This window comes from Myxosarcina sp. GI1(2024), assembly GCF_053543375.1.
The window spans coordinates 183,348-205,741 of the sequence record NZ_JBKGTY010000005.1 but is presented as its reverse complement, the minus strand read 5'-3'; the positions used below and the strand labels follow the sequence as shown (position 1 = coordinate 205,741).

18 protein-coding genes, 2 pseudogenes and 1 riboswitch are annotated in these 22,394 nt (G+C 41.0%); of the genes and pseudogenes, 12 read left to right on the top strand and 8 right to left on the bottom strand.

The genetic code is table 11. The features are described 5' to 3' along the window. The first annotated feature begins 87 nt into the window (after positions 1–87). Complete coding sequence (gene bchH / locus ACLFKQ_RS19860) at positions 88–3,744, top strand: magnesium chelatase subunit H (RefSeq protein WP_449001484.1); 3,657 nt, start codon at positions 88–90, stop codon at positions 3,742–3,744. A 309-nt stretch (positions 3,745–4,053) separates the two neighbouring features. Here bchH and ACLFKQ_RS19855 read toward each other — a convergent pair. Next, positions 4,054–5,351: pseudogene (locus ACLFKQ_RS19855) on the bottom strand (IS110 family transposase); the annotation flags it as partial. Positions 5,352–6,109: 758 nt separating this feature from the next. On the opposite strand from ACLFKQ_RS19855, the gene ACLFKQ_RS19850 reads away from it, so the two are divergent. Then, positions 6,110–6,460, top strand: a complete 351-nt coding sequence (locus ACLFKQ_RS19850; protein ID WP_449001483.1) for a 4a-hydroxytetrahydrobiopterin dehydratase — start codon at positions 6,110–6,112, stop codon at positions 6,458–6,460. A gap of 5 nt (positions 6,461–6,465) precedes the next feature. Here ACLFKQ_RS19850 and ACLFKQ_RS19845 read toward each other — a convergent pair whose 3' ends face one another. After that, complete coding sequence (locus ACLFKQ_RS19845; protein WP_449001482.1) at positions 6,466–7,380, bottom strand: ABC transporter permease; 915 nt, start codon at positions 7,378–7,380, stop codon at positions 6,466–6,468. Between the two features lie 309 nt (positions 7,381–7,689). Here ACLFKQ_RS19845 and ACLFKQ_RS19840 point away from each other — a divergent pair, with 309 nt between their 5' ends. The 5 genes from ACLFKQ_RS19840 (at position 7,690) to ACLFKQ_RS19820 (ending at position 10,569) form a co-directional block, all read left to right on the top strand. Beyond that, positions 7,690–8,163: a hypothetical protein gene (locus tag ACLFKQ_RS19840; protein ID WP_449001481.1), complete on the top strand. Its 474-nt coding sequence runs from the start codon at positions 7,690–7,692 to the stop codon at positions 8,161–8,163. A gap of 82 nt (positions 8,164–8,245) precedes the next feature. Beyond that, positions 8,246–8,785 (top strand): DUF937 domain-containing protein, encoded by a 540-nt coding sequence (locus ACLFKQ_RS19835; RefSeq protein WP_449001480.1) that lies wholly within the window; start codon positions 8,246–8,248, stop codon positions 8,783–8,785. A gap of 75 nt (positions 8,786–8,860) precedes the next feature. After that, a riboswitch (Glutamine riboswitch) is annotated at positions 8,861–8,927 on the top strand. 36 nt (positions 8,928–8,963) lie between these two features. After that, positions 8,964–9,137 carry a DUF4278 domain-containing protein gene (locus ACLFKQ_RS19830; RefSeq protein ID WP_449001479.1) on the top strand — a complete coding sequence of 58 codons (174 nt, stop codon included), beginning with the start codon at positions 8,964–8,966 and terminating at the stop codon, positions 9,135–9,137. 242 nt (positions 9,138–9,379) lie between these two features. Then, complete coding sequence (locus tag ACLFKQ_RS19825) at positions 9,380–10,153, top strand: hypothetical protein (RefSeq protein WP_449001478.1); 774 nt, start codon at positions 9,380–9,382, stop codon at positions 10,151–10,153. A 65-nt stretch (positions 10,154–10,218) separates the two neighbouring features. Then, positions 10,219–10,569, top strand: a complete 351-nt coding sequence (locus ACLFKQ_RS19820; protein ID WP_449001477.1) for a phage holin family protein — start codon at positions 10,219–10,221, stop codon at positions 10,567–10,569. 71 nt (positions 10,570–10,640) lie between these two features. Here ACLFKQ_RS19820 and ACLFKQ_RS19815 read toward each other — a convergent pair whose 3' ends face one another. Continuing rightward, positions 10,641–11,243, bottom strand: a complete 603-nt coding sequence (locus ACLFKQ_RS19815; RefSeq protein WP_449001476.1) for an ATP-dependent Clp protease proteolytic subunit — start codon at positions 11,241–11,243, stop codon at positions 10,641–10,643. A 26-nt stretch (positions 11,244–11,269) separates the two neighbouring features. Further along, positions 11,270–11,956, bottom strand: a complete 687-nt coding sequence (locus tag ACLFKQ_RS19810) for an ATP-dependent Clp protease proteolytic subunit (protein WP_449001475.1) — start codon at positions 11,954–11,956, stop codon at positions 11,270–11,272. Between the two features lie 226 nt (positions 11,957–12,182). Here ACLFKQ_RS19810 and mgsA point away from each other — a divergent pair, with 226 nt between their 5' ends. Continuing rightward, complete coding sequence (gene mgsA / locus ACLFKQ_RS19805; protein WP_449001474.1) at positions 12,183–13,463, top strand: methylglyoxal synthase; 1,281 nt, start codon at positions 12,183–12,185, stop codon at positions 13,461–13,463. A 719-nt stretch (positions 13,464–14,182) separates the two neighbouring features. Here mgsA and ACLFKQ_RS19800 read toward each other — a convergent pair. After that, positions 14,183–15,797 (bottom strand): annotated as a pseudogene (locus tag ACLFKQ_RS19800) (IS1634 family transposase). A 110-nt stretch (positions 15,798–15,907) separates the two neighbouring features. On the opposite strand from ACLFKQ_RS19800, the gene ACLFKQ_RS19795 reads away from it, so the two are divergent. Continuing rightward, entirely contained in the window at positions 15,908–16,186 is a 279-nt protein-coding gene (locus tag ACLFKQ_RS19795) for a hypothetical protein (RefSeq protein ID WP_449001473.1), read from the top strand. Between the two features lie 217 nt (positions 16,187–16,403). On the opposite strand, the gene ACLFKQ_RS19790 is transcribed toward ACLFKQ_RS19795, so the two are convergent. Both ACLFKQ_RS19790 and ACLFKQ_RS19785 read right to left on the bottom strand, forming a co-directional pair. Further along, complete coding sequence (locus ACLFKQ_RS19790; RefSeq protein ID WP_449001472.1) at positions 16,404–16,856, bottom strand: hypothetical protein; 453 nt, start codon at positions 16,854–16,856, stop codon at positions 16,404–16,406. An 87-nt stretch (positions 16,857–16,943) separates the two neighbouring features. Continuing rightward, entirely contained in the window at positions 16,944–17,657 is a 714-nt protein-coding gene (locus tag ACLFKQ_RS19785; protein ID WP_449001471.1) for a calcium-binding protein, read from the bottom strand. Between the two features lie 610 nt (positions 17,658–18,267). Between ACLFKQ_RS19785 and speA the strand changes: the two genes are divergently transcribed. Further along, positions 18,268–20,241, top strand: a complete 1,974-nt coding sequence (speA, locus tag ACLFKQ_RS19780; protein ID WP_449001470.1) for a biosynthetic arginine decarboxylase — start codon at positions 18,268–18,270, stop codon at positions 20,239–20,241. Positions 20,242–20,296: 55 nt separating this feature from the next. Here speA and msrB read toward each other — a convergent pair whose 3' ends face one another. After that, positions 20,297–20,716: a peptide-methionine (R)-S-oxide reductase MsrB gene (gene msrB / locus ACLFKQ_RS19775; RefSeq protein WP_449001469.1), complete on the bottom strand. Its 420-nt coding sequence runs from the start codon at positions 20,714–20,716 to the stop codon at positions 20,297–20,299. Positions 20,717–20,928: 212 nt separating this feature from the next. Here msrB and psbX point away from each other — a divergent pair, with 212 nt between their 5' ends. Both psbX and ACLFKQ_RS19765 read left to right on the top strand, forming a co-directional pair. Then, entirely contained in the window at positions 20,929–21,048 is a 120-nt protein-coding gene (gene psbX, locus ACLFKQ_RS19770; protein WP_449001468.1) for a photosystem II reaction center protein PsbX, read from the top strand. A 289-nt stretch (positions 21,049–21,337) separates the two neighbouring features. Further along, entirely contained in the window at positions 21,338–22,381 is a 1,044-nt protein-coding gene (locus tag ACLFKQ_RS19765; RefSeq protein WP_449001467.1) for a Ycf66 family protein, read from the top strand. The last annotated feature ends 13 nt before the right edge of the window (positions 22,382–22,394 follow it).

Sequence of the window (22,394 nt, the reverse complement as noted above, 5' to 3'; positions counted from 1 at the left end):
TACGCCCCAACGCTAACTCCTAGCTTCTGTAATTTCGCCTTAAAATTTAAAGTAAATCGAACCTATAAATTACGAGTAGCAAAAAAAATGAAACGCATAGTCACGATCGCTGGGTTTGAATCTTTTAACATCAGCCTCTATCGACAAGCGGCTGAGATGGCGACCTCGCGCTGTAGGGATTTAGAAGTTGTCGTTTTTAGCGATCGCGATCTTACTGCCGCACCAGATACGGTAGAAACTGCATTACAAAATGCCGATGTGTTTTTTGCTAGCTTGATCTTCGATTACGACCAAGTTATTTGGTTAAAAGCAAGAGTCAAAAATATTCCCATCCGTCTGGTATTTGAGTCGGCAGTAGAATTAATGAGTCTGACTCAGTTGGGTAAATTTGCCATCGGCGATAAACCCAAGGGAATGCCCAAACCCGTTAAATTTATCCTCAGTAAGTTTGGTAACAGCAGAGAAGAAGACAAGCTGGCTGGCTATCTCAGCTTTTTAAAAACAGGACCCAAACTACTAAAATATATTCCTGCCAAGAAAGTTCAAGACCTGCGTAACTGGTTGATTATTTACGGCTACTGGAATGCAGGTGGCATAGAGAACTTCGCCGCTATGTGTTGGATGCTAGGGGAAAAGTATCTTGGTTTAACCGTGGGCGAAATTCCCCCAGCGATAGAAACCCCAAACATGGGTCTATTACATCCCGAATATCAGGGTTATTTTACCTCTCCTCAAGTTTATTTAAATTGGTATCGAGATATCGATGAACGATCCGTACGACAAAAACCCATTATTGGTATTCTGCTGTATCGCAAACACGTAATTACCAAACAACCCTATATTCCCCAATTGATCGAACATTTCGAACGAGAAGGTTTAATCCCTCTACCGATATTCATTAATGGCGTAGAAGGTCATGTCGCGGTTAGAGACTGGCTGACTAGCGACTACGAACAGGCACAAAGACAACGAGGTAACAAAGAGATCTTATCTCTATCAGAAGAAGCAGTTAGAGTGGATGCAGTTGTTTCTACTATTGGTTTTCCTTTGGTTGGAGGACCTGCAGGTTCGATGGAAGCGGGAAGACAGGTAGAAGTGGCAAAAAGAATTCTTACTGCCAAAAACGTTCCTTATCTTATCGCCGCACCTCTATTAATTCAAGATATTCACTCTTGGACGCGACAGGGAATAGGTGGTTTGCAAAGTGTAGTTTTATATTCCTTACCAGAACTAGATGGGGCGATCGACACCGTACCTTTAGGTGGTTTAGTAGGAGAAGATATCTATCTCGTACCCAATCGCTTAAAACGTCTTACTAGCAGGGTTAAAAACTGGATTAAGCTGCGATCCAAACCCACATCAGAAAGAAAAATTGCAGTTATTCTCTATGGCTTTCCTCCCGGTTATGGTGCGACTGGCACGGCAGCGTTACTAAATGTGCCTCAGAGTTTATTCAATTTTCTCCAGGCTTTAAAAGCACAAGGTTATCAAGTCGGTGAATTACCAGCAGATGGAGAAGAATTAATTCGGCAGGTTAAGGAAGCCGATGAAGCTATTGCTTCAGACGATGGGAAAAATGGCATAACCTCAGTTAACGCCCGAACCTTAGAAAAATGGTTGGGCTACTTACAAACCACCAGAATAGAGAAGCAATGGAAATCCTTAACGGGTACCGGCATTAAAACCTACGGCGATAATTTGCAAATTGGCGGTATTAGATTGGGTAACGTTTGGATTGGGGTACAGCCACCATTGGGGATTGCTGGGGATCCGATGCGGTTGATGTTTGAAAAGGATCTAACGCCGCATCCTCAGTATGCAGCTTTTTACCAGTGGTTGCAACATGAATTTCAAGCCGATGCCGTGGTTCACTTTGGAATGCACGGTACTGTAGAATGGCTACCTGGTTCGCCCTTGGGTAATACTGGTTATTCTTGGTCTGATATTTTATTAGCTAATCTGCCCAATCTGTACATCTATGCTGCCAATAATCCGTCAGAGTCGATTTTAGCCAAACGCAGGGGTTATGGTGTTTTGATTTCTCACAACGTACCACCTTATGGACGGGCGGGTTTGTACAAAGAATTGATGGCACTGCGAGAATTAATCGCTGAATATCGCGAAGATCCGGTAAAGAACGAAGCTTTGAGAGAGTCTATCTGTCAGAAAATTATCGATAGTGGTTTGGAGAAAGACTGCCAGTTTCAGGAAGGTGCCAAGCAGGGAATTGATTTTAATCTAGAGAATGCCAGATTGTTTAGTAAAGCAGCGATCGACGAGTATTTTCTTCAGGTTTATGAATACTTGCAGGTATTAGAACAACGCTTATTTTCTTCTGGCTTACACGTCTTAGGCAAACCACCGACTGAGGAAGAGTTGCAATCTTATCTAGAGGCTTATTTTGATGGCGAGTTATCAGAGAATGAGTTTGAAGAAGCAGAAAAGATAAAAGATTTGTTGGTGCAGAATACAGATGAGATGACTAACCTACTGCGGGGTTTAAATGGGGAATACATTCCTCCTGCGCCTGGTGGAGACTTACTGCGAGATGGCAGTGGCGTGTTACCTACTGGTAGAAATATACACGCTTTAGACCCCTATCGAATGCCTTCTCCTGCGGCTTACGAACGGGGTAAGGAAATTGCTAAAAAGATTATTGCCCAGAATCTTGAAGAGAAAAGAACTTATCCGGAAACGGTAGCAGTGATGCTATGGGGTTTGGATTCGATTAAAACTAAAGGTGAATCTTTAGGAATCTTACTAGAATTGGTGGGTGCCAAACCCGTCAAAGAAGGTACGGGTAGAATCGTCCGTTACGAGTTACTGCCAATTGAAGAAGTAGGACATCCCCGCATTGATGTGCTGGCGAATCTATCGGGGATCTTCCGCGATACTTTTGTCAATATTATCGAACTGCTAGACGACTTGTTTCAACGGGCAGCAGAAGCACCAGAAACGGAAGAAGAAAACTTTATTCGCAAACACTATTTGGCTTTACAAGCACGAGGAGTAGCTAATGCCAGCGCGAGAATGTTTTCTAACCCTGCTGGCGATTTTGGTTCTTTAGTTAACGACAAAGTAGTAGATAGCAATTGGGAATCTGGTGAGGAATTGGCAGATACTTGGAAAAATCGCAACGTCTTTAGTTACGGACGTAAAGATAAAGGACAAGCCAGACCAGAAATATTATCGCAGTTATTGGAAACTAGCGATCGCATCGTCCAGGAAATCGATTCGGTAGAATACGGCTTAACCGATATTCAAGAATATTATGGCAATACTGGCGGTTTAAAACTGGCAGCAGAAATACAAAGCGGCAAACAAGTCGAGGCTTCTTTTGTCGAAAGTTTTTCCAAAGATACTACGCCTCGCAAGCTAAAAGATTTATTGCGTATGGAATACCGTACTAAGTTACTCAACCCTAAATGGGCAAAATCTATGGCAGAACAGGGAAGTGGCGGTGCGTATGAAATTTCTCAACGGATGACAGCTTTAATTGGTTGGGGCGGTACGGCTAATTTTAAAGATGATTGGGTATACGACCAAGCAGTAAATACTTATGCCTTAGATCCAGAAATGGCCCAAAAATTACGAGATGCCAATCCTGAAGCCTTTCGTAACATTGTCTCACGGGCGATCGAAGCCCACGGACGAGGTTTGTGGAATGCAGACGAGGAGAAGTTAGAGAAACTCAGAGAGTTATATGAATCTACTGAGGACGAATTAGAAGGAGTAACTGTATAAATACTCTTTCCATCAATTCCGTACAATTGTACTATTATATTACAGTATTAGAATTATAGGAGTCATCAATAATAAATATGTTATCAGCACAGTTGCATTACTCCAATGAACAAAAATATTAAACTATTTAGAGTAGTAAAGCTTCCGACTTAGCGTTAGCCAGTGTTAATGTTCCCAAAGAAGAATTGTACCCTTATACCTGTGGAATGCTGGCAAAAAAATTCCGATTACGCCAGCATGACATCATTCAAATGATTAAAAAACATTTAATTTGAGAAATGATGTTAAATATCACTACTTATCCCCCTCCTAAGAAACAAAATCAGTCACAGAGGGGGAGACGGACTGAGGAGTCAAATCAAAGCCGAGAGAGTGAGATTTTTTGGTCAGGTTTTGAACGAGTCGCTCTTGATATTTTTGTTCGTAATAATCAACTCCTGGATCGACATAAGCCTCACCTCTGGTCCAAAGATAATAGAAAAGCCGTGCTATTGTCTTGGTGCGCGTTCCCATGCTGGGGAAACCCCAGGGGGGTCGCACCGCTTTATGTGCTGTAGCTGTAAGTGCTTGAGGAGTACCCAAACGGGTTCGCAGACGACGAGAGAATGCACCCAAAGCAGAACGACTATTTTTGAGAGCTTGAGCTGCCATTCGGAAGGCATTAGCTGCTCGATTAACGACACAACGAGTCTGAGAACTTTTAATCTTACCTCCAGTTATACGAGAAGCAGGACATAAACCCAACCAAGAACAAAAATGTTTGACAGAAGCAAAGCGAGTCGGGTCAAGCCCAACTTCAGAAAGAATTGTCTGTACCGTCAAAACCCCAAGCCCATCAATTCGAGTGAAATCAACACCACTAATACGATAGAGATGAGTTGTCAAGTCAAAATTAGGTTGATTCCCTTGAGGTTTATGGCGTCGATTTTTAGCGGGAAGAATGGGTGAAGTTTCGACATCAATTTGATTAGCAAACTAAGCTAGACATTGCTCAATTTTTCGGTCGCATTCAGCGATCGCTTTTTGATAGACTTCATAAAGTTGTAATTCCTGTTGCAGCACAAAAATGTGTTCGACACGGTAATCTCCAGTTAAGGCTTGAGCTATCTCTGAGACACTACTCTTGATGCGGGGATTTTTCAAAGCAGTAAGACTTGGGGGTTTCTTTCTCCAGCCACAATAGCACGAATAATTGCTATGCCAGTGATGCCAGTAATATCACTAATCACCCGATGCAGTTGCAGATTCATTTGCCTAAGAGCTTTCTGCATTCGTTGAACGTGAGTACTGGCACTTTTAATTAGCCTATCTCGTTGACGAATATAACTACGCAGAACGCAGATTTGGTCATCGGGTCGAAATGAACCAGATAACAGACCATAACTGTGTAATTGCTGTAACCATTGACAGTCAAGTACATCACTGTTACGTCCAGGGACGGTTTTGACATGATGGGCATTGACTAACTTGACTTCCAAACCTTGAGTTTCCAGAATTTGCAATAGAGGAATCCAGTACACTCCCGTTGATTCCATTGCTACTGTCTTGACTTGGCACTCTTTTAACCAATTGGCTAAAGCATACAAATCACTAGTAATTCTCCTAAACGGGATAGCCCAATTGTGGCTTCACCAATTTCATTCCCTTAAACATCTAGAACCACGCTTCTGTGCGGGCGCAATCGCACCAATGAGGGTTCGGTCTTAACTGTCAGGCGACCACCATTAATATTAAGGGGTTTTCTCCTCTGTGACTGATTTTGTTTCTTTTATTCATTATGCAGCAATCGCCGCTCATGGAACGCTTCTGTCAGACTCCGAAAACTAGAGCAAATTCTTGTTCATACTCTCTTACCACTGGTTTTACCAGTTTCCATAACTCTTTTGAGTCTAAATTTTTCTGGGATAGAAAACGGGTTATGTTGTCATGGCTGACCATTCCTGATAATGTTCTCGACAATCCTGTCGCCGTTATCTGATCAAATGAACTGATAACGTAATCACTGTATAGTTCCAAAAGCTTTTTATCCGTCTTAATATGATAGCTTTTGCGTAACATCAGTTAATAGAAATTTTTTAGGCGGGCGGATGACGAAAATTTGACTACAAATGGCTCAATGAATTGATATTGTTTCCCTTGAAAACCTTTTCCTAATATGAAATATCGGAAAGTGACAGAAGAGGGATATAGCAATCCAAAATTTAGCTATTACTCATGCAATTGTCTCGTTCAAGAAATCGACTTGGTAAAATTTTATTTCTGCGCTTGCATATCAAACTATAGATAGAAAAGCGATCGCACTACTAAACAAACCAGAGGCTGAAGTTGTAAGCTAAAAGTGTTGTATTTCTGAGGAGCAAGAAGAATGGTAGAAGATCTATCTCAACAAAAATGCGTTCCCTGTAGCGGCGATTTGCCTCCATTGAGTGAAGAAGAGATAAAGTCGATGAAAACTCAAGTTCCTGAATGGGAAGTAGTTCAAGATAACGGTGAGTACCACCTCGAACGAGTTTTCGAATTTCCCGATTTCAAAACCGCTTTATCTTTCACTCAGTCTGTGGGTGAAGCCGCAGAAGAAGAAGGACATCACCCCGTTTTAGTTACTGAATGGGGCAAGGTAAAGGTAACTTGGTGGACTCATGCAATTTCGGGACTGCATCAAAATGATTTTGTCATGGCGGCAAAAAGTGACGATCTAGCTAAAGCAGTTAAGTAGTTAACTTAGTTTTTAGGATCGAGAGCATCCCGTAGTCCATCTCCGATGTAATTGATACTCAAAACCGTCAAAAAGATTGCCAGACCAGGAAAAAGTGCCATATGCGGGGCGGTAGTAAGATAATCTTTAGCATCGAATAACATTCGCCCCCATGTGGGCACGTCGGGAGGAAAGCCTAAACCGAGAAAGCTCAAGGTTGATTCGGTGATAATAGCATTACCTACTGCTAAAGTTGCCGCGACGATGATAACGCTCAGGACGTTGGGAAACAAGTGTATCCAAATTATTCTACTGGGTTTAGCACCGATCGCTCTTGCCGCGCTGACAAATTCCATTTCTTTTAACTTCAAAAAATTGGCTCTAACTAGCCGCGCTACGGACATCCAGTTTAAGCCGCCAATAAGTAATACGATTAAAATAAAAATTCCTAGTTCTGCTCCAGCGATCGCTCTTAATAAATCGCGAAATAAATAGACAATTAATAACAGTAAAGGTAGCTGGGGCAATGCTAAAAATAGATCGGTCAAACGCATTAAACTTCCGTCAATAATTCCTCCGTAAAAACCCGCGATCGCTCCGACTATCGTTCCCAGAAAAATAGCGACGCTCATTGCTGCAACTCCCACAGATAGAGAAACTCTTCCTCCCCACAAGATTCTTGCCAGCAGATCCTGTCCTAAAGCGTTGGTACCAAAGGGATGCTCCCAACTAGGGGGGGCAGCCGAGTTGGCAAAATCAATTCGATCTACAGAAACAGTATAAATAAAAGGTGCAAACATAACTGCCGTAACAATTACTAAAATTACCACCGTTGCCAAAACTGCCGAGCGATCGCGCTTAAATCTTTTCCAGGCATTTTGCCAAAGATTACTTGATTTTTTTATCGGTACATTAACCGAACTAGTGTCTGCAAAATTCATTTCTTAAGGATGCATATTTACCAGTTAGCAAACGTATCTAACTTTATCTGTGGTTCTTAAACTCGCTCTCAATTATAATTAAAAACGTGACTGACTAAAATTTTTTTAATGTTATTATTTGAAGCCGTTCTCAGGGTGTGGAAGTGTTTTTATTAGAACTACATTTTTTGAATTAAGATTACTCCGCAGTTTTACGGTGTAACTTACATTACAATTATTGGTAAAATTTAATTTTATTAATATTAATATAAGTGTCAAACTATGTTTAAAAGGTCGATAAAGATATTTTTGATTACCAACTATTTGTTGATGTCTAATGCTAATCTTGCTGTCTCTTGTTGCCTCGATTCTGCGAGTCCTACTGTTAGGGCTAAACTAACAAATTCACCTACTACTTCAAATTCGAAGAAAGCTACCGCTAAAATCGTTAACAAACAACAGCAATATTTTTCTCAACCAAATCTTTGGTGGGCAGTAGAACAATTCGATCCCTTTGGAGGAAGACTAGTAGAAAGTTGGACATCTCATGCTCGAGTTAAAGAAATAAATTTAACCGTAAATTTACAACTATGGACATTAATGGATTATTTAGGACGCTATAGTTTTGTCAATCAATTTGGCACGACAGTTAGAAACCAGGGATATAATCTCAGCATTTTTAGTACGAGAAAACAACGTTTGGCAACTTATAAATATAATCCTAAAACCGAGCCCCCTAAATGGGAAATTACTTTAGAAAGATTGGGTAAAGACAGCTTGAGAGTCAATTCTTTAAACAACTAAAAGAAAAATAAAATTAATACTTTATAATTAAAAATTGTGCTATTAATTGCTAGTAAGCGTTTCGACTAAGGAGAAATCAAGCGTGAGTTTATTCGAGCGAATTTTAGATGCAGTTAACAGTCCAGAAAGAGAAGCCAGTTCGACCCAATTAAGCGGCATTCTCGATACCGTACAGCAGCTAAGTAGTGGCTACAATACTAATTCTGGTAATATTCAGTCTGCCATGTCAATTGTCGGTAACTTTACTCGTTCGGCTTTAAAACAAAAGCGCGATCGCGAAGGTGTTGGTGCAGTCAACCAAATTGTCAATCGCTATGGCGGCGATCGCGCGGATTCTGAGGCATTGTCGACCTTGTTTAGTACATCTCAGCTACAGCAAATGATAGGACAAATTAGCAGTCGAACTGGACTAGATGCCCATACCATTCAATCACTATTGCCGATTTTAGTACCGATAGTGCTGAATTTACTCAAAACAGGCAACAGAACATCTAATTCTCAGGCATTGGCGAATTCAACTACAGAAAATAACTCTGTTGTCGATCGCTTTCTCGATGCCGATGGTGATGGCGATGTAGATATTGCCGATGCGATGATGTTATCTTCTCGTTATCTCGCTTAACGACCGAGATAACTTCTGTGCTTGCGCTATTGACAAACAAAATCAAATTAGTAACAATAAATACAGAAATTCAAACTCGTTCATCTCTCCAGGTCAGATACCTGAGAGACGGAAGTAAGGAATATGCCTGAAGGAACGCGCCTCATTATCACCGCAAACATTTTAGGAGGCGAAAACCATGCAACTTTTATATCGAGGAATTAATTACCATCGCCAATTGCGAGCTACAATTGAAAACCCTCGTCTAGAAGGGAAGTACAGAGGGGTTAATTGGCGCTCTCATGAGGTTCAACCAATCTCTATCAATCGAACTAACTCTCAATTGACCTATCGGGGCATCAGCTATCGCTAACTTAAAAATTACTGAGTAGAGATTGCTTAGCCCACAGTTAATAAATTTCACAATATAAACCAAGCTAAATTTGGAATTAATTTTTTTCTAAGCTGCGACTTATTATAAATCGTAGCTTTTTTTATTTTTTAACTTTATTTTTACGCGGTTATTTTTTTTTAAGAGATGGGCATACTAAACAAGTATTCTTTACCAAGACTTACCGAGCGCAAATAAGTTGCAACATTTTCAACGAATGTTTTATGAATGAATCTCACCAAAAGCAGTGGATCGTTGCCCAAGATACTTCTGCTCAAAAATTTATTCCCTTGATAACAGAATTACTATCTCAGCCATTATGGGCATTTAGTAGCTTGGGATTGGCGATCGTTTTGGTAGGTTTAATCGCTTACGGTAGATGGAAATATAATCAGATGCTCAAAGCTATTGCCCATGAGCAGCGCAAAATTGAAAATTTAGAAAAAAGATTGAATACTGCTCTGGCAACGATACGTAAATGGGAAAAAAATCCAGATTTAGTGCATTCGCGAGACTGCAATCTCGACTACATTCGAATGCGAATGCAGGAAAAAACCTTTCATTCTGCATTGACTAATCAGGCAAAAGTTAAAGTAAAACAATTTATCAGTACTGCACTGCGAATTAATTTGTCTAAAAATGCTAGTGCTGGAATAGCTAGCAGACATGGTTTTAAAATCGACGAAACTTTTGACATTACCTATGAAACCGAAATTCAAGGTAAGCGTAGTCGCCGAGTTTTGTTTCGTATTCAGGTCAAGTTAACCAAGTTGCCGACGCAATCTACATCAACTACAGTCAAGCAAATTGTCGAATGCGTGGAAACTTTTTTGAGTCCTACGGAAGATCGAGAAAATTGGCAGCCAACTATTCAAGGTCATATTGTTTCTATGAGTTGGAATCAAATGGCAAAGCCAACTCCTTTACTACTTTTAGAGCAGCATAGCGGCGGAGTCAATGTTAGTTTTCGCACCAAAAAAGCCGTTAAAGGTCGCTGAGGCAGATCTATTAAGATTAGAATAGACCAATTCAGATAAATAAACGACTAGATCGAAGATAAATAATGTTGCAATTTTTGTTTACTTGGTTGGCAACTGCGATTTCTCTACTAATTACGGCCTATATCGTACCTGGTTTGACAATTTACAGCTTTTCGGCAGCAGTTGTTGGCGCGGCGGTTTTAGGTTTGGTCAATGCCATAGTCAAACCTATTTTAATTTTATTTACTCTACCCCTAACGATTTTGACCTTGGGATTGTTTTTGTTCGTAGTCAATGCGTTCACTTTAGGAATAGTAGGATATTTAACTCCAGGTTTTGAAGTTGGCGGCTTTTTTGCTGCTCTATTCGGCTCGATCGTGCTTTCTCTAGTTTCTGGGCTAATTGCAGGATTTTTTAATAGTTATGATTACTAAGCTCTATTAGATAAACAAATAGCGGTCGCTCGGTTAAGGAGCGACCGCCTTAACCTTAAAATAATCTCGATCTAGGCGACTTTATCTTCAATCACCTGGTCGATTATGCCATATTCTTTAGCTTCTTCTGCCGACATAAAGAAATCGCGATCGGTATCTTTTTCGATTTTTTCTAATGGCTGACCCGTATTCTCTGCCATCATTTTATTGAGTTGGTCGCGGATGCGTAAGATTTCTTTAGCTTCAATTTCGATATCTGAAGCCTGTCTGCGCCCTTGAACGCCACCGAGAGGTTGGTGAATCATAATTCTTGAATGGGGTAAAGCCAGACGTTTTCCTTTCGTACCCCCAGCAAGTAAAAATGAACCCATTGAAGCAGCTAATCCGACACAAATAGTTACCACGTCCGACTTGATATGACGCATGGTGTCGTAAATAGCTAAACCTGCGGTAACCGAACCGCCTGGAGAATTAATGTAAAGATAGATTGGTTTGCCAGGATCGTCAGAATCGAGATACAACATGATCGCAATAATCTGGTTGGCTAAAGCATCATTAACCCCTCTACCGAGGAAAATAATCCGTTCGCGGTACAGGCGATCGTAAATGCTAATCCAGTCGCTATAAGGCTGACCTGGCATTTGATAGGGAACTTTGGGAATACCAATTGGCATAAATTTTACCTTACTGATTTCAACGTTTAAGTAATTGCGGAAACGGGAGTGGGAAGTTGTGCAGTACTTTCTAAAACTTTATCGATTAAGCCGTATTCTTTTGCTTCTTGCGGAGTCATATACAGCATTCTGTCAGTATCTTTTTCCAGCTTTTCGATTGGTTGACCCGTATTTTGGCTAAAAATTTCTAATACTGCTCGTTTGTTGTGTAGTACTTCCTTGGCTCGAATTTGGATATCGGTAGCTTGACCTTGTGCTCCCTGACGAGCTTGATGTAGGATGATTGTCGCATTAGGTAGGCTCGCACGACAACCTTTAGTTCCCGAAGACAAAATCATTGCTGCCGTTCCCATTGCTTGACCGATACAAATAGTATGAACGGGAGGCTTGATATAGTTAATCGTGTCGCAAATAGCAAAAGCTTCGGTTTCAAATCCGATTGAATCTCCACCATACCAAGAAGTACCGGTAGAGTTGATATACATCATAATCGGCTTATCGGGATCGTCAAACTGCAAAAATAACAGTTGAGCGATAATCAATTCGGTAACATCGACACCGATTTGTTCTTTATATTCGTCAGGAGATACCAAAGGTAGCCCCAAGTAAATAATCCGCTCTTTTAATAATAGAGATGGTAAATCTGGTGGAGGAGTACGATAATTAGTACCACCTCTGTAGGGTGCTTGAACTGCCTGAATTGGTGAATTCATAGTAACTTTATACTGATTTGTTCTTAGTGATTCGGTTCCTGGTTCGATAAATTTAAAGCGAGAACGCCAATAAACTATAATTAAGCTCTAAAACAACCTTGGTAATGATGATTTTAACGCATTACTCAATCGAGCATTAAGCCAATGGAGGTATCTAAAACCGAACCAAGATTTAGTTGCTATTTTGCGAACCTGGCTGCTAACTAGATTTTTTTCTGTTTAAATTATGGCAAGAACCATTGCTTTTATCGCTCACGACCAAAAAAAAGCGGATTTGGTCGCTTTTGCCCAACGTTACCAACCTTTATTATCTCGCTATCATGCGATCGCTACGGGAATTACAGGACAGAGAATCTCAGCCTCGACCAATTTAGATGTAGAACAGATGGAACCTGGTTCTATAGGAGGAGACGCGCAAATTGCCGCTAGAGTAGTTTCAGGGGAAGTAGTGGCGGTAATTTTTTTGGTCGATCCTCTTAATGCCCAGACGTACGAACCAAATGTCGAGTTACTACTGCGAGTTTGCAATTTGCACTCAGTACCCATCGCTACTAATTTAGCTACTGCAGAAGCGATCGTCCGTAGTTTTGCCGACAGCCTAGTAGCACATTTAATTTTCAATCCTGCGTCGGGACACGGTAGAGCAGAACAGGATTTAGATTTAATTCAAGAATTGCTCGAACCGAATCTCCACTTAGAAGTTCACCTTACCAGTCCTGAAATCAGCCCCCAACAAATAGCAGAACGAGCGATCGGCAAGTCTGCCGATTTAATTATTGCTGCTGGTGGAGACGGCACGGTTTCAGCAGTAGCTGGGGCAATTATCGGTACGGATATCCCTCTAGGTATAATTCCCAGAGGTACTGCTAATGCCTTCGGTATGGCTTTAGGTATTACCCAGCAAATCGCTCAAATTCATCGCGCTTGTGAAATTATTTTGGCAGGTAAAACCAGAGTTATCGATGCGGCTCGCTGTAACGAGCGACCGTTAATTTTACTGGCGGGAGTGGGTTATGAAGCCGAAACCATTGCCAAAGCCGATCGCGAAGCCAAAAATCGTTGGGGTCCTCTAGCATATATTATGGCGGGTTGGCAGCAACTGGACGAGCAAAAATTGTTTGAAGCAGAAGTGGAAATTGACGGAGAATTCAAAACTTTTGAAGCAGGAGCAATCACCGTTGCCAATGCCGCACCCCCCACTTCAATTTTGGCTCAGGGTATTGGAGAAGTAGTTATTAACGATGGTTTGCTAGATATTACGATCGCCACTGCAGAAACTAGATTACAGGCTCTAACTACGATGTTAAATATGCTGGGTAGTGCTTTAATTAAAACCAATCGCGAACATGAAAATATCGTTCATTTGCGATCGCGCAAGGTGAAAATTGCCGCTGCTCCTCCGCAAAAAGTCGTCCTCGATGGCGAAATCATTGGTAACACGCCAATAGAAGTTGAATGTATTCCTCAAGCTTTGAAAGTCTTTGTTCCCGTAAATGGCGATGAATAAAAAATGCCAAAATGAAGTATCTACAATTAAGCGGCATTGATGGCTTGTTTCTACTTACCTATTGCTGTAACCCAATTTAATTAAGCTTTTAATACGTGATGAAAACTAAAACTCTAAAGTTATACGAACGCGATTACAATCTTTGGCTAGAACGAACTGCTTTTTTACTAAAAAAAAGGTCGATATTCCGCTTTTTTTAATAGGTAACTGTTTCAGATATTATAATACTCCTCACTTAATAGTACGCTCTGTAGATCGAGATATTTCTTGCAGCAATCTGACAACATTTTTTTCTGTATTATGGCACTAGAACCCTGTAATGTCTGCGGCAGTCTGATTAGTTCTGAAACAGAAATCTGCCCGAATTGCGATAGTCCTACCAAGGGTAGTAAACGCCCCGTTGTTTTTCGCGTAGCCGCAATCGCATTGGTTATAGTTTTTGCTTTACCGGTATTAGTTAGTATTTTTGGCTCATTTAATACAAATAAACTAGAAAATACTCAAAGCTTTAGATCGAGGTAGAAATCGGATAATCAGCGAAATCAAGATAACTTGCCCGTTCAGAGTTTTTCTACTTTAAATTAAAATTCAAATCAATTGATAGGGAAAGAGGATTACATTTGAAAATATCGCTCAACCCACTTCTCTGCAACAATCGTGCTGAGATTTACTTGGTATCTCTCTGATTTGTACCCTGTAACAGACATTTCGCAGGTAGGCTAACAAATTAAATAATATTTTTGGCAAGGGCTTCCAAGAAAACTTAAAATCTTCAGTCGAGCCTCATTAAGATTAGAAACTTGTAGTTGATGATTCAAATGAACAAGATGAATCGCTTGAAAACATCGAAATATCCATCTTAGTGTGGGAGTAGAAGTGGGTTTCTTGAGTTGATTGGGAATAGTTTCTTGGTTCTGAGCTAAAGCTTGTCGTAACTGAGGTTGACCGAGAGTATAAACTAGCAAACACAAACCCATAACCATTGACAATGCTGCTACTCTTCGAGGGGTGTTCAAAAAAACACTGGAAGTAAAAAATAAAGGGTCTTTAAGAAAACGCAAGCCTCGCTCAGAACTTTGCTGTCCTTTGTATTCAACTAGCACCTCATCATTGGAAAGAACGTCTTCATCTGTGACATTAGTTGCTAAAACAAATCTCCCAGCTCGCCTTTGGGCAATCTCAATTATCGACTCTAAAGGAACAACTTGAGCAGTGACACGATAGGTAATGTGTTCGGGAGACTGATTGTTTAGTCGGTCTTCCTGCTTTGATGTAGTGAGGATGAGTTTCAATTGCCACTAATTCTAAAGAATGATATTTCCAATTACGACTTAGCATCTCCGCAGCTTGTTTGGCATCGACAGCACAAGCAAAATCCTGTCTCATGAGTGACTTTAGTTCACTGGTGGCTATTTTGAGTTGTTTTGTCAGTTGCTTGTCTAGCTGCTTCAAATGACTATCGCGACGTTTTTCACTTTCAACAACTAACCAACCTTGAGGCACTCCACCATAATCACAACAACAGGAGGCAATGCGATAACCAGAAATTTCACTCTCGACAAAAACATCGTCTTTGATTGATTCGGCTAAAATCTTAGCTGTTTTGATACTTCGAGGAACAAGAGTAATCCAGTTCAGTTTTTCTAGTTGTTGAATATTGTCCGCGCTGTAAAGCGCACTTTCGGCAACGTAAATACTCTCTAAATTCCATTCCTGTTTAAATTGCTGAATCAACTGAGCAAAAATGGCACGGTCGGATTCGTTTCCATCTCTTATTCTCACAAATAAAGGTACATCTCCATCTCCCTTACAGATGACATCCATCATAAATTGCTTTAAATCTGGTCGATGGTCTTTCGAGTAACCATAAGTAATCTTGAGGGATTCGATAGATTTACTCGATTCATCTGAGTCTCCTATCTTATAACTTCCTTCCACGCTAAAGCTACTGGAGTCTAGATGCAGACTCTTAGTCGCCAGATTAAATCTTTGATGTGCTAACAGGGCAATGCTGGTAAACAATGATGTCAATCCTTGATTCGATAAACTATCCAAGGCTCTGCCTATACGATCGTCGTTTAGGTGTTCTGGCTTAATTCCTTCTCCTAAAAGATGTTCGGTTGCTTTTCCAATAAAGAATTCTCCAAACAACTACAAAGGTGCGCTGACGAACCCTAATCCATTAACAATCATAGCTTTCACCACTTGTCCTGTGCTGATTATTTGTTGGGGATGTGGCTCTATTTGCTTATCTATTTCTTCAACTAATCCTATCTGGTCAACGATTCCTGCTACTATACCTAAGTGATCTAAGTTTTTTACCTGGATATCCATTCAAAGGTTATTTAAACTCTTCATTTTAATACCCTACCTTTATTCCTCAACCTGCGAAATCCCCGCTGTAATCGACTTGCTTATATAAAATACTTGAATGTTTGCTACAAATGACTAAAGTGGTTGCAGTCAATAATTTCTCCGACCTCTTGCCTTCTGGAGCGCGCGCTGCTAGAAGAAACCTCCAGAGTCAGCCCCTTGTTTATGCCGCCCGTCGCTCTGCCCGAATTTTTTACAAACTTTGGACAACCCAAGGAGATTATACCGCTCCTGGCATGGATTATTATGAGCAGCGTTACCGAGAGCGAATGGTCAATAACCTCCACAAAAAAGCGATTGCTTTGGGTTTTGAGCTTATTCCTCAACCCTCAGCAAATCTGGTTTCTTAGAAGAGGGCTAAGTTAGTTTGGTCTCCTAGAGTGGGTTACGTACCACAGTGGGAATAGCCCGAACTATTAGCATCACAAATTCTCAAATTTATTAACCTGAATTCGGGTTAAGACCATCTCGCTACCTGACATTAAATTCAAGTCCCCAGGCTAGGGGATTTAGAGGGCGTTAATTTAGACAATTAGAGTTCTCGGACAGTCTCTGAGATAGCGAACGCTATCTACCGTATCTTTGACGTAAATTCAAGCGACGTTCCAAGGCTTCGATTTGTCTTTCTAATCTTTCTTTTTCTCTTTCTAATTCTTCAAATGAGTTGATAGAACCACGTCTGCGATCGTCATCCCAGCGCTCCTCGTACTCATGGCGATCGCGTCGATAAATTCTGTCTGACTCTTGTCGATATTCTTCTCCACGTCTTCTGCGGTGGTCATCATCTCGATAATATCGTCGATCTCGATAGCGCAGGTTATTGAATTGGTGTCTTCTACGTTCTCGCTCTACTTCTCTACTGTAGTCGGATTCGTACGGTTTACCTTTGGCTAAATAGAGTCTATCAGAAAACCGATTTGAGTCTAGATTGTATACGAATTGGACGGGTAATGTGGGTTTGGCATTTACCTCCCAGTTCGGCGATAGCGCGATCGTCTGAATTAAGATAATCTCTAACATAAGCTGTCTCCCTAAATAAATAAATATGAGTAAAACAGACATTGTTTTAATGTCTGTTAGCTCTTAAAAAGATTGGATCTGGGCAATTTAGACGATATAAAGATCTTCACTAATTAGAAAGTCTACGCCGCCTTCAATAACAGCAAAGGTTTCGCGATCGAACGACAATTCTCCCGAATAAATATCGTAGTCGAAGCGGTGATAATCATATGTATCTATGCCAAAGCCTTCGGCATAAACTTCGATGATGTCTCCCTCTTCATAGTAAAAGTCTTCAATAGTATCGACTCCCGTACCTAAAATTGTGGCAAAGACAAACTTATCCGCGCCATAGCCACCATTTAAGATGTCGTCGCCGCCTTGCCCTTCTAAAATGTCGTTGCCGTCATCACCCGACAAGGTATCTATACCTTCACCACCAAGCAGAGTATCATCTTCGCTTTCGCCAAGTAAAAGGTCGTTTCCCGCACCACCGTCTAGGGTATCATTTCCATCGTAACCGCCGTAGAGAACATCATCGTCTGCCTCACCAAATAGAAGATCGTCTCCTTCTTCTCCTTGTAGGGTATCGAAACCTTCATAGCCAAAAAGAACGTCGTCTCCTACTTCACCTACGACTAGATCTTGGTCGGAACCACCATAAATCGTGTCATCACCGTCAAAACCCACAAGGGTGTCGTTACCTAGATCGCCATCCATGATATCGTTACCTTCACGACCATCCATAAAGTCGTCTTCAGTACTTCGGGGAAATAAAATTCTAAAGTCTTCACTACTTGAAGTGCCAATATACTCAGCCATGTTGATTATTCCTCAGTCATTTATCTAGAGATTTTTAGCTCTATAAAAAAATTACTTGGTTAGCAAAAACTAATTTTTAATTTGTGTTTTAGCCAACTTTTTATAAGTCGTAAAAGCTCGAATTTCTAGATCTAAAATAAATGTCGAGCAATAGCAATTTGCGTAAATTTTGCTTGCAATAACACGCTTTTTGCCTTTTAAAGCTTTTGAATAGTTTTTAACTGCTATCTATTTTTAAGTTTAAAAAACAAAAATAAAGAACCTGGTAAGTAAAAAAAATTAATAAATTATTCGCCCTATAAATACAAAACGCCGAGGAACTTGCTTGCTTTATGATGAATATTTAGGGCAATTGTCGCCATTGAAAAAATCAAACAGCGATCGCATAATTATAGAGATTTACGATCGATTCGTTAACAACGACGCAGTAAAAGAAAAAATTGTTTCCAGCTAAAAAAATTTTATCGTGGTTTGATTGGTGGCGCGATAAGCTTGAAGGGCATCCGCTTCGCGATTGAGCGAAGCCCAGCGGCAAAGCCATCGCCTCAGAACAAAATAATCTCAGCATTGCACGGCCAGGGTATGATGAATATACTAGTAGTTATTTTTGATGGAAAATAATCAATCTAACTATTTACAGCAGTCTCAAGATACAATTAAAACTCCTTCAGTTACAGACAAAGCAAACTGGGCGATCGCTGACAGCGAACGGCTATACAATGTTCGAGGTTGGGGAGAACCTTACTTTTTTATCGATCGCTCTGGTAACTTAGTCGTAAACCTGAAATTTAGCTCCCCTAAAAAATCTTTAGATTTATACGAACTCGTAAAATCCCTAACCAAGCAGGGATTAAATCCCCCAATTCTATTTCATTTTCCCGATATTTTAGCGGACAGAATCGCTCGACTCTATAGTTGCATGGCAGAAGCGATCGCTCGTTATCACTATCTGGGTAACTACCAAGGAGTTTTTCCGCTCAAATGTAACCAAAGCCTTCATTTAGTAGAGGCTCTAGTTAATCGCGATCGCACAGAGCGGTTTGGTTTGGAAGTCGGTTCCAAACCAGAATTAATTATCGCCATAGCCAAACTCAAACCGCAATCAGGATCTCGACCTTTACTTATCGTTAATGGCTATAAAGACCGCCAATACTTGGAAACAGCTCTACTCGCTAGCAAATTAGACTACGAGGTTATTATAGTCATCGAAAGACTTCAAGAACTGTATTTGGCTTTAGAAATTAGCCAGCGGCTGAAGATCGAACCTATTCTGGGGGTACGCGCCAAACTGAATACTCAGGGTACGGGAAGATGGGGTAAATCTACTGGCGATCGCGCTAAATTTGGTCTGACGAGCTCCGAAATTTTGCAGTTAGTTAGAGAACTATCAGCAGCAGACAAGCTCGACTACCTGCAGTTACTGCATTTCCATATTGGTTCGCAGATTTCGGCGATTAGCGCGATTAAAGCTGCCATTTGCGAAGCCAGTCAAATTTACGTGCAGTTGGCAAAAATTGGGGCAAATATGCGGTATCTAGACGTTGGTGGCGGTTTGGCAATCGATTACGATGGCTCGAAAACCAACAGACCTAGTTCTAAAAACTACAGTCTACAAAATTACGCCAACGATATCGTGGCTCAGGTTAAAGACGCTTGCGATCGCGGCGGTGTGACAGTACCTACTCTAATTAGCGAAAGCGGAACGGCGATTGCCGCTCCTCATGCGGTATTAGTTACTAATGTTTTGGGAACTAATAGTATCCCCGCTTGGATTCAGCGATCGCAACTAGACGACGAACCTTTAGTAATGCGCAATTTTTGGGAAACCTTTGACTCTATCGACAAACACAACTATCAAGAAAGGTATCACGATGCGATTCAGTTCAAGCAAGAAGCACTGAGTCTATTTAACTTCGGCTATCTCAGTTTGGAACAAAGAGCTATAGCTGAAGAATTATATTGGGGTTGCTGTCGCAAAATTGCCAAGCTCTTAGAAAACCAAGATTACCTTCCCGAAGATCTTCGAGATTTAGAAGGCATTATGGCTTCAGTATACTACCTGAATCTCTCGGTTTTTCAATCCCTTCCCGATGCTTGGGCAACCGAGGGGTTATTTCCCATTATGCCCCTTCACCGCCTAAACGAAAGACCTACAGTTAAGGCAACACTTGCCGATCTTACCTGCGATAGCGACGGTAAAATAGACCGCTTTATTGGCTTGAGAGATAACCAACAAGTTCTGGAATTGCATTCAGGCGATCGCCATCCCTATTATCTGGGAATATTTCTAGTTGGTGCCTATCAAGAAACAATGGGGAACTTACACAATCTTTTTGGCAAAACTAATCTAGTTCAGGTTCGAGTAAATGCTGAAGGAAAGGTAACTGAGCGTGTAGTTCGAGGAGATAAAATCAAAGATGTTTTGGCAGATATAGACTATGATGCCGAAGACTTACTAAAAACCTTGCACCTATTTTGTCAAGAAGCATGGGAAAAAAATCTTATTACTTCAGAAGAGGCTACAAAATTAATACAAAACTATCAAGATAGTATGTTTAACTATACCTACTTAGCCGAAAGTTAGTATAAAACTCAAAAAAGAGCGCAGATTTCGCGCCCTTGAGTAGTTATTTAAAAAATTAGCCTTCTTGTTTTTCAGGAGTAAATTCTAGAGCAACTCCATTCATACAATAGCGTTGACCTGTAGGTTGAGGACCATCATTGAAAACGTGACCCAAGTGACCGCCACAGCGACTGCAGTGTACTTCGGTTCTAGTCATAAACAAGGAGCGATCGACGCTAGTTTCTACTCCATCTTCTATAGGTGCGTAAAAACTCGGCCATCCCGTACCGCTATTAAATTTGGTATCAGAGGTAAATAGCGGTTGACCACAGCCAGCGCAAAGGTATGTACCCTCATCATAGTTTTTGTCTAAGGGGCTAGTACCGGCTCTTTCAGTACCGTGTTTGCGCAGAACGCGAAATTGTTCGGGTGTTAGAGTTTCTTGCCACTCTCGTTCTGATTTTTGTACTTCAAATTCTTGTTTAGAAGCTGTCATAAGGTTAAAATTTAGCTCAATTAACGTAAATACTTTATTTTATTATGGGCTAAATCCAACTCTGCTTCGAGTTGGAAATCGCTAAAGCTATGTGTGGGTTTTACTAAAACGAGCGATCGCTTTAGGAAATTAACTTTAGTTTTGCTTGAAAAACTTTTAAAATTATTAATGAAGTAGATTATTTAAATATTAAATAACCAGGATAAAAAACTATGACCCCTTCATTAAGCAATTTTCTCTTGAGTTTAGTACTAGGCGGCATAATTGTAGTCGTTCCAGCAATTATCGGTCTAGTAGTTCTCAGTCAGAGCGACCAAATCAAACGTTCCTAGACATTTTTCGTGATTCCAGGACGCAGTTACCATAATCAACACTCGAGCCAAAAATAGCACCATATATAACCCATGGGAGAATCACTGAGGCTTGAGGAAAATCGGGGTGGGCAGTGACCACCCCTTATACTATAGATAGAATAAATAATATTAAAAATTTGAGTTTTGTGGTGCGATAAACTTTCCCATAAATAAATCTTGAAACTACTCGTTGTTTGGTTACAACAGTACGACAAAAACAAAAAAGATTAAGTAGGGCGATCGCTAATTCAATTAGGAGATTATTTTTATGGTTAATTTTGGGCTAAATTCAGCTAGCATTTTGGGCATCTTTCTGGCAGTGGCAGGAGCCTCACTATATTTTATGCGTTCTGTGCGTCCAGAACTGTCACGAGATCACGATATATTTTTTGCTGCCGTAGGCTTGCTGTGTGGTTTTATTTTGCTATTTCAAGGTTGGCGGCTCGACCCCATTTTACAATTCGGTCAATTCTTGTTGACTGGTTCGGCTGTGTTTTTTGCCGTAGAAAGTATTCGTCTTAGGGGAGTAGCTACCGAACAGGCTAGACGCAATACTCCTACTGTCGATCGCGACCGCCCTGTAAGCCGTTCTAGAGTCTATACGGAAGCAGAATTAGACAAATTTAACTCCGATGAGTATGAAGGAACTCCTAACTATGACAGTCCCAGATTGAGAGGTTATGAGGAACCATACCCGCGTTCTGCTCGCAGACCTTCAGAAGCTAGAACTGCCGAGTCTCGATATACCGACTATTCTTATTCAGAACCAGCGGCGGAACCACCAACCCGCAGTCGTAGCAGTCGTAGCCGCAACAGCCGCCCCGAAAGGTATGAAGCTACAACAGACGCTCGTCCTCGCCGTCGTAAAAGCTCACCGCCACGCCATTCAGAAGTTTATGAGGAGGGACAAGTTACAGCTAGAAACGAATCTTCTCAGACATCCTCTCGTCCTCGCCGCCGTAATACCAGAGATGACGGCTACTCAGATTCTCCCGTGTTCTCTAGACGCAGTAAAGCTAATCCAGCGGATTTGGGTAGAAGCTATGATGCCGATCTCGGTAGAGATTACGAACCCGACCTGGGTAAAAGATATGATGCCGACTTGGGCAGAAAATATGATGATGACTATGCAGATGAATACGAAGATGAGGTAATTTCTACCGATTATGTCGATTATCAACCACTCGAAGACTCTGAAACTGACTATCCAGAAGATAGAGCTGGCGGTCGCCCCATAGCTTATAGTGACGAGCAACAATCTACAAGAGAGGATCGACCGAGACCAAACAATCCTATCGATCTCGATTATTAAAGGGTTAGCTATA

What these genes read in the sequence shown, in the direction of transcription:
- msrB (WP_449001469.1), bottom strand. Translation starts at nt 20,716, where the DNA reads ATGACAGCTTCTAAACAAGAATTTGAAGTACAAAAATCAGAACGAGAG.
- ACLFKQ_RS19790 (WP_449001472.1), bottom strand. Translation starts at nt 16,856, where the DNA reads ATGTTAGAGATTATCTTAATTCAGACGATCGCGCTATCGCCGAACTGG.
- ACLFKQ_RS19825 (WP_449001478.1), top strand. Translation starts at nt 9,380, where the DNA reads ATGAATGAATCTCACCAAAAGCAGTGGATCGTTGCCCAAGATACTTCT.
- ACLFKQ_RS19815 (WP_449001476.1), bottom strand. Translation starts at nt 11,243, where the DNA reads ATGCCAATTGGTATTCCCAAAGTTCCCTATCAAATGCCAGGTCAGCCT.
- psbX (WP_449001468.1), top strand. Translation starts at nt 20,929, where the DNA reads ATGACCCCTTCATTAAGCAATTTTCTCTTGAGTTTAGTACTAGGCGGC.
- ACLFKQ_RS19830 (WP_449001479.1), top strand. Translation starts at nt 8,964, where the DNA reads ATGCAACTTTTATATCGAGGAATTAATTACCATCGCCAATTGCGAGCT.
- ACLFKQ_RS19785 (WP_449001471.1), bottom strand. Translation starts at nt 17,657, where the DNA reads ATGGCTGAGTATATTGGCACTTCAAGTAGTGAAGACTTTAGAATTTTA.
- ACLFKQ_RS19840 (WP_449001481.1), top strand. Translation starts at nt 7,690, where the DNA reads ATGTCTAATGCTAATCTTGCTGTCTCTTGTTGCCTCGATTCTGCGAGT.
- ACLFKQ_RS19765 (WP_449001467.1), top strand. Translation starts at nt 21,338, where the DNA reads ATGGTTAATTTTGGGCTAAATTCAGCTAGCATTTTGGGCATCTTTCTG.
- ACLFKQ_RS19850 (WP_449001483.1), top strand. Translation starts at nt 6,110, where the DNA reads ATGGTAGAAGATCTATCTCAACAAAAATGCGTTCCCTGTAGCGGCGAT.
- ACLFKQ_RS19795 (WP_449001473.1), top strand. Translation starts at nt 15,908, where the DNA reads ATGACTAAAGTGGTTGCAGTCAATAATTTCTCCGACCTCTTGCCTTCT.
- ACLFKQ_RS19810 (WP_449001475.1), bottom strand. Translation starts at nt 11,956, where the DNA reads ATGAATTCACCAATTCAGGCAGTTCAAGCACCCTACAGAGGTGGTACT.
- speA (WP_449001470.1), top strand. Translation starts at nt 18,268, where the DNA reads ATGGAAAATAATCAATCTAACTATTTACAGCAGTCTCAAGATACAATT.
- ACLFKQ_RS19845 (WP_449001482.1), bottom strand. Translation starts at nt 7,380, where the DNA reads ATGAATTTTGCAGACACTAGTTCGGTTAATGTACCGATAAAAAAATCA.
- bchH (WP_449001484.1), top strand. Translation starts at nt 88, where the DNA reads ATGAAACGCATAGTCACGATCGCTGGGTTTGAATCTTTTAACATCAGC.
- mgsA (WP_449001474.1), top strand. Translation starts at nt 12,183, where the DNA reads ATGGCAAGAACCATTGCTTTTATCGCTCACGACCAAAAAAAAGCGGAT.
- ACLFKQ_RS19820 (WP_449001477.1), top strand. Translation starts at nt 10,219, where the DNA reads ATGTTGCAATTTTTGTTTACTTGGTTGGCAACTGCGATTTCTCTACTA.